Origin of the sequence: Streptomyces sp. NPDC059456 (assembly GCF_042750055.1) — a bacterium.
GTDB lineage: Bacteria > Actinomycetota > Actinomycetes > Streptomycetales > Streptomycetaceae > Streptomyces.
Genome location: NZ_JBHYVA010000117.1, coordinates 1 through 7,621, shown reverse-complemented (window position 1 = coordinate 7,621; position 7,621 = coordinate 1). Strand labels below are relative to the sequence as shown.

Genomic DNA, 7,621 nt, shown 5'->3' with positions numbered 1-7,621 from the left:
AAACGCGGGGGCGCCCGCAGCGCTAAGGCGCCGGGGCCCCCGGCCTCGTCGTGCCCCGGATCAGCCGAAGGGCGGGCGGCTCGCTCCGACGACGTCACGCTCGTGCTTCTCGAAGACCTTGCCGTCCTTGAACCAGAACCAGGCCGCCGCATCGAGGAACCCGGTGCCCTTCCCGGTCCAGCACGTCAGCGTGGACGTGGCACCGGCGGTGGACGGGAAGGCGGGCTGCGCCACGTCGGTCTCCACGCAGGAGTTCGCGCCGACCGCCTTGAGCACCTGCTCCTCGGTCATGCCGACGGTGACCTTCTTGTACTGGGCGGCCGTCATGGACGGGGCCGCGGGCAGGCTCATCCGGTAGAAGGACTTCATGTAGAGCTTGCCTTCGGCGTTGAAGGTGAGGTGGGAGTACGGCGCCCACTCCTCGATCCCGGACACCCAGCAGGTGAAGGTGGGCACGGTCGACTGCGCGGTCGCCGGCTTGCCGTTGTCCGCGCAGGCGGTGGGCCCGACGATGTCCAGCACCTCCTGCCGGCTCATCCCGAACCGGACCCGGTCGTACTTCTCCTTGCTCATCCCGGAGAACCCGGCCGCACTCGACGCCCCGGCCGCCCCCACCACGAGCCCGACGGCCACCCCGGCCACCACGACGGCCTTCTTGATCCCTGCCACGCGCAAACTCCTCACGACACGACGAAGCCCCCGCCCCTACGGCGCGGGCCCGCCCATCGTGACAACGCCCCCTCTCCGCGACGTCTCCACCGGCTCTGCCACCCCACACGTGCACCGCCCGGGCCGCCGGGGCGCCTCCGGCCGTGCCGCGCCCGGGGATCCGGTCTCAAGGCCGTGGCCCGACCAACCAGAAGCCGCCTCCCCGACAGGGCGAAGGCCCGGCCGGAGAAGCGGCTCACTGTTCATGGCGGACCGTCAGTCCATGTGTCCGGTGTACGTCAGACGTGTCACTGCACCCGCAGGTCAGTTGCCCTTCTCGGCGGGCTCCAGGATCGCCACGCACTCCACGTGGTGCGTCATCGTTAACATGTAGCGAGGAGTCCAACCTAAAAAACTGCAGGTCAGGCTGGGTTTCCCGCTGCCTGAATGATCTTTCAGGTGTCGTGAGCGTCAAACGAGCGTCAAACCCGGCGAGCTCCGATCCGCGCGTTTAGGCTCTGCGGGGAGCTCCCACATACCCGCGGACATCCTCCGAGACCCAGGTCCTGACGCATGAATCCGCTGGCTGATCATCAGTCAGTCGCACGCCGCTTCGCCCATTTTGGCCGCCCACTCGTGATTCGTCCAGCAGGGGTCGGATCCCGCGGCACACGACCTCAGCGACGTTTATCCCGTGCGCCGGGGTTTGGTGCGACCTTGTGGTGTGCGGGTCGGGTGTAGGACTCGCCGGTGGCAATGACTCGTCCGACGTCATACCGGGTGGCGGTCCTCTGGTTCTTCGAGCCGAGCGGGCGGCTGGGGCCGGGTCGGGTGGGTTTCGGTGCACGGGCCGGCGTGCCGGTCCGTGCACGCAGGTTCAAGAACCCCGGCGGACCCGAGCCGGCGTGAGCCTGTTCGGTTCCGCCGACCGCTCCAGCGGCCAGCGGAGATCTGCCGTGAGGGGGCGGGCGAGGCGGAGTTACGCGTGTGTGGCCAGGACGAGCAAGGTCCACCGGTCGGCCGCGACGGTGTCGCGGAGCTTGGGGCGGGTCCCGCCGAGCGTCTGCTTGAGCAGGCGGAACGTGTGCTCCAAGTCGAACCTGTGCAGGAACGCCTGCGTGCGGACCGGACCGTCCGTGCCCAGCAACGCATCGCGCAGCTCGAACAGGGCATCGTCGCGCGAAAGCAGGCAGGCGTACAACTCGATCCGGAACGCCGTCACCGCCGCGAACGCGTCTCGTTGAACCCCGTGCTCGGCCCGTTCACGATCCGGCCTCCAAGCGCCCCTCCGGCCTCTCCTCGCAGGATCAGGCCCGGCCTCACGGACACACCGTGAACAGGGGAAACACTGAACGAGTCCGAGCCCCTTTCGACGGCGGACCAAAATCGTCAAGCTCAGCTCCAAGCCGCGCTCCACATGGTGGTCCCTCGCGCCACCCGATGTCAGTGCGGCGGGATACCGTCCTCATCACGCTGAGGTGAGGGGAGAACCATGGCGAGGAACGCCCGGGCCGAGCAGCTGCGGGAGTACGGCCGGTCCGTGCTGGAGGGGGCCCGGTCGGAGCAAGTCCTGCGCATGGCACGGCAGGTGAACGCCGTGTCGTACACGAGCGCGCGGGAGTACGCCGGCCGCTCGCTCTTCGAGTTGCTGCAGAACGGCTACGACGCGCATCCGAGGGACCGCGGCGACGGACGGGTCCACGTCCTGCTCGACGAGGCGGAGGGCGAGTGGGGGACGTTGTACGTCGCCAACGGCGGCACGCCCTTCACCTGGCACAACGTCAAGCAGATCTGCGAGCTCGCGCAGAGCTCGAAGGAGGTCGGCGAGGGCATCGGAAACAAGGGCGTCGGGTTCCGCAGCATCCTGCTGATCAGCGACGCGCCCGAAATCTACAGCGCGGACCCCGACAGCCCGCCCGGCCCGGAACTGGACGGGTACTGCTTCCGCTTCGCGCAGAGGGCCGACGTCGAGGAGTTCCTCGCCGGTGAGGACTACGCCCACGAGGTGGCCGCCACGTATCCGCCGCTGCAGGCACCCCTGCCGCTGGACGATGTGCCCGCGACCTGTCGGCAGCTCGCCGCCCAGGGATACGTCACCGTCGTCCGGCTGCCCTTGCTGAGCGAGGCCGCCCGGGCCGAGGTCCGGTTGCGAATGCGCGAGCTCGCGGGGGCGAAGGTACCCGTGATGCTGTTCCTCGACCGGCTCAGAGGCCTGACGCTGGAACGGCGGGCCGCCGGTGGCGAGACAGGCGAAGCGGAGGAGTCTGACGACTTCCGAGAGGCGCACGAGCGGCACGAGCTGACCCGGTCCGAGGAACGCTTCGCGGTGGCGGGGGCCGGCGCCGGGCACGGGCTCCCCGTCTCCTGCGCGACCGTGGACCTGGGGCCGTCCGGCACCTTCCTCGTGGCCCGGAGCACTGTCGAGAAGGAACGGCTGAACAGCACGATCGCCGAGGCCGTGGGTTCCGGGCTCCTCGACGACACGTGGCAGGAGTGGAAGCGGTCCGCCGTCGTCGAGGTCGCCCTCCCGCTGCCCGCCCCGCGCCGACCGCTGCACGGGCAGATCTACACCTTCCTGCCGATGGGCGAGGACCAGGCCGCGCCCTTCCCTGGGCACGCGAACGCCCCGTTCTTCACCAAGTTCGACCGCACTGGGATCCCCTCCGACAACCCCCTCAACGTGCTGCTGCTCGACGCGGTCGCCGAGACCTGTCTGGCGGCCGCCGCGGCATTGCGTGCCTCGCCCGAACCGTCCATGCGGCAGCTGGCCGTGGACCTGGTGAGCTGGGAGAACAAGAAGGACTCGGTGGGGCGGTTCCGCGCGGCGGCACTGCGCGTGCACGGGAGCGAACTGGCCGACGTACCGCTCGTGCCCGTCCTTGCCGCGGACGGCGCCCCGCCAGAGGCGGGCTGGGCCCCGCCCCGGGGCGCGGCCCTGTGGCCGGACCTCGACCTGACGGTCCTCACGGCACACCGCGCGCACGACGCCGGGACCGTAGTGGCGGACCCCAGGATCGGCGGCGACCGGCTGAAACGGCTGGCCACACTGTGCCGCGCCCTCGCGTGCCCGTGGGAGCCGGCCCCGGAGCTGCTCGCCGACCACGTGGAGCGGATCGTCGGGTCCCTTCCACCCATCCGGTCCGGTGAGTCCCCCGAGCAGTGGAGCGCGCTGTACGAGGACCTGGCCGCCCTCTTCGAGGACGACGGGCACGTCCTGCACGGCAGGCAGCTGCTGCTCGCGGAGGACGGCACACTGCGGCACACCAACCGTCCCCCCGACAGGGCGGGTACGGCCACGCGTACACGTGCACAGGGCAAGCCGAGCGGTCAGGGTGCCCGTCGGGAGGCGTTCTTCCAGCCGGTGCGCACGGAGGCGAACCGGGCCGAAGGCCCGACCGTCCCCTCCCTGCTCGGCAGGCGGTTGTTCTGCCTGCACCCGGGGCTGGTCTGGCAGGACCGCGGCGAGCGTACACGCGGGCGGTCCGCCCGCGACTTCCTCGAAGAGGAGGGGCTCGTCCGGCCGTACGACACGAAGGGCCTGCTGGAGCACGCACGGCAGCAACTCAGCGCGAGCACCGATCTCCGACTGCGTCTCCGGACCCTGCGGTTCGTCTTCCGGCTGTGGCAGCCTCGGCGTTCCCTGGACGGGATCGAGGTCTCCTCGCTCGGACTGTACGTACCGTCGGCGGACGGCCGGATGATCAGGGCGAGCGACGCCGTCTTCGGCCGGGGCTGGGGCCGCGAGTCCGTCGGTGAGGACCTGGCGACGGTAGTCGCCGCCGGGCAGGACGTGTCGAAGAGCCTCAAGGCGATCGCCGGACGCCTCCTCGCCGCGCCCGAGGAGTTCGCCAAGGGGGGCGCGACCACGGCTGAGGAGTGGCGGGTGTTCCTGAGGGAGGCCGGGGTGGCCGACGGGCTGGTCCCGGTCAGGTCCCCCGACGCCGTGAGCTGGGTGGACCAAGGCCGGGAGCTCACCGCTCGGCAGCTGGTCCGCATGGCGAAGGTGTCGGCCTCGGTGCAGGAGCAGTGGGAGCCGTACATCCGCAACTGGTCTCGTGCCTACTACCCCCGGACGCCGTACCGGGGAACCCCCGCCTGGCGGCTCCCCGGCCAGGACGTCGTCGGACGCCTCGGCCAGGAGGCCAGGCTGGCGTACGCACGGCTCGTCCTGCGCGGCCTGGCCAGCTGGAACGACGCGAGGTTCACCAGTGTCTGGACCAGTGCCGGCAGCCAGAGTTCCCCAGATACGGAACGGGTCCCAACCCCGCTCGGCTCCTTCGTCCAGGAGCAGCCGTGGCTCCCGGTGCGGGGCCGCGACCGGGCCGTCCGGTTCGTCCGGCCAGCCGACGCCTGGCACTGCCCGCCCGGGCTGGAGGAAGAGCCCTCGTACGCGCCGACCGTCGACCATCGGCTGCGCCACCTCCTGGAACGCGGGAAGGCGGGCGCCCGGCTGCGGGAGATGGGGCTGCCGACCTGGGGTAACTCCTGGGACAGCGACCGCCTCATCGCCGCGCTGGGACGGCTCGCGGCGGAGGGCGCGCTGGGGGCGGAGGATCGGCCCGCCGCGCAGCGCGCCAACGAACGCGCTTGGAGGTACCTCGTACGGCAGCCTCATCCGGTACTGCCTGAGGGCGCCAGTCTGCTCGCCGAGTCCGGGGACCGGCTGATCAGCGTTCCGCTGTCCGACCTGGACGGCGGGGAGAGGGATGGTGATGGTGGTGCCGGGACGGTGCTCTACGTCAGCGGTGAACGCGACGGTCTGACGGCCCTGCTGGTACGGGAGACGGGGCGCCCCCTGCTGACCCTTCCGGGTGTCTCGGCGGAGGCCGCCGAGCTGCTGGCGGACGGCCACCCCGCCACGGTCCGGCACACCGACGACCTGATGTTCACGGTGACGGTGGACGGCGCACGGGTGGACCCCGCGGTCATGGGAGAGCCACTGGTCCAGCAGCTGCCCTGGCTCACGCTGGCCGTGGGCGTCCTCGCCGACCACCTGGCGCGTGGCCCCCGGGCGAGCGAGGCCGAGCTGAGCGAGCTGACGTCCCTGGTCCGGAGCGTACGCCTGCACCGCTACCGCTCCTCGGACATCGAGCTCGACGGTCGGCCCGTGACGTTGCCGGGCCGCCTCGCCGGAGTGCTGCCGCTGCCCGATCCGAAGCATCCGCTCGTCCTCGCCCCGGCAGGCGAGCCGGGCTGGAACGAGACCACTCGCATCGTGGTGGCCGTCGCCGAGCTGCTGGGGCGGCGGGAGTTCGGCGGCCGCCTGCGCCTCGCCGCCCACCAGCTCGCCTCCCGCCACGCCGACCTGCGCGACCCGGGCCGGGAGGAGCTCGCCGACGCCCTGGAAGTCACGGTCCACCAGGTCGAGGAGACGAGCCGCCGGATCGACGGGGCCATCGGCGTGGTCCTGGAGCGCTGCCGGCCCTTCCTCGTCCACCTGCTCGGCTCGGAGGCGGCGAACTCGCTGTTGCTGCCGCCGCCGGGCGACACTCGGGAGTTCCAGGCTCACCTCGAGGAGTACGCCGCCGAGCTCCCGGTCCCCGTGTCCGAGTTCATCTCCAGGGCCCGCGCGGCCCGCGGTACGGACGAACTTCGGCGGTACCTGGGCATCGGATTCGCCGAGCTGAACGACACCCTGCGCGCGATAGGCCCGCCCCTGGAATCGGTCAGCCACGCCGACGAGCACGAGGAAGCGCTCCGCACCTACCTGGACCCGCGCAAGAAGGAGCTCGTCAACCGGCTGCGCTGGGCTGTGCTGGAGGACTTCGACGCGCGCCGTCCGATGCCTGGCTGGCCATCGATCCCGGCCCTGGACTGGATCACCGCGCCGGAGGCTTGGGCGTACACCGTGGACACGGCCGACACGGGGAGACTGAAGGCGCACGTGGAGGAGCAGCTGGCACTGCGCCTGGGCCGCCTTGTGCCGTTGCCCCGGTCAGGCGAACACCTGCCCGCACGCGACCAGGTGCGCGGTGCGAACCTCCGTACGATCATCAGCCTGGCCGCCGACCTCACGGTCCTGGTCAGGGCGGCCGAACACCCGTTGCCCGCGGCCCTGACCGGAGCCGAGCCCGGCGAGGAGGTCACCGCGCGGCTGGAGGCCGCGGGCGCCCTGGATTTCCGGCCCCTGTCCCCCACCGACGTCGTCGGCTGGCTGGCGGCCCTCGGCCAGTGGCCCGACGGGATGGCGGTGTCGACGGATCCCGAACGGCACGGGCTGTCTGAGGCAGACCTGGACCGGGTGCGCAACGCGGCGGAACACGAGCGCCTCAGACAGGAGCGCAAACGGCGGTCGATCTCCGTCGGCGGCCGCGACTTCGACGTGCACTCCGGCGACTACACCGCCCTGACCCGCGAACTCGACCGGGTCCTGCACAGCGGCTCGGCGCCGGGCATCACCGCCGCCGGGCCGCTCCGCTTCACCGACCCCCATCCCCCGACCAAGCGCACCCCGACCACCGGTCGCACGCGCGGGTGGCGGCACGGGGGCGGCACGGACAGCCGGATGACCACGGCCCAGCGGGAAGCCATCGGGTACGTGGGCGAGTGGTACGCGTACCAGTTGCTGTGTGCGCGCTACCCGGACCGCATGGACGAGACCGGATGGGTGTCGGGCAACCGCCGCAAAGCCTTCCCCGGCCCGTCCGGCGACGACAGCCTCGGCTTCGACTTCCGGGTGGGCTCCGGCAGCCGGCCCTACCTGTACGAGGTGAAGGCGACCGGGGGCGATGGCGGCCGCTTCGAGCTGGGAGAGAGCGAGGTTCGCGCGGCTCGCCAGCACGCGGGCAACGACCGCTGGCGCCTCCTGGTGGTCACTCACGCCCTCACCCCTCACAAGGTGGCCATCCAGATGCTCCCCAATCCCTACGGAAAGCGCGGCCGGGGCCGCTACCGCGAGGAGGGCGGGGCACTGCGCTTCTCGTACTTGCTGTGACCTTGGCGGGGGTGAGCCACACCCCCGGGGGGGTGGTGG

The 7,621-nt window shown here is 71.5% G+C and carries 2 protein-coding genes and 1 pseudogene; 1 reads left to right on the top strand and 2 read right to left on the bottom strand.

The genetic code is table 11. From position 1 onward, the window contains the following. Positions 1-60: 60 nt before the first annotated feature. Positions 61-669 (bottom strand): hypothetical protein, encoded by a 609-nt coding sequence (locus tag ACFXA3_RS13420; RefSeq protein WP_385186167.1) that lies wholly within the window; start codon positions 667-669, stop codon positions 61-63. Positions 670-1,335: 666 nt separating this feature from the next. Continuing rightward, a pseudogene (locus ACFXA3_RS13415) lies at positions 1,336-1,765 on the bottom strand (transposase); the annotation flags it as partial. A 375-nt stretch (positions 1,766-2,140) separates the two neighbouring features. On the opposite strand from ACFXA3_RS13415, the gene ACFXA3_RS13410 reads away from it, so the two are divergent. Further along, on the top strand, positions 2,141-7,582 hold the full coding sequence (locus ACFXA3_RS13410) for a sacsin N-terminal ATP-binding-like domain-containing protein (RefSeq protein ID WP_385186164.1): 5,442 nt from the start codon (positions 2,141-2,143) through the stop codon (positions 7,580-7,582). The last annotated feature ends 39 nt before the right edge of the window (positions 7,583-7,621 follow it).

What these genes read in the sequence shown, in the direction of transcription:
- ACFXA3_RS13410 (WP_385186164.1), top strand. Translation starts at nt 2,141, where the DNA reads ATGGCGAGGAACGCCCGGGCCGAGCAGCTGCGGGAGTACGGCCGGTCC.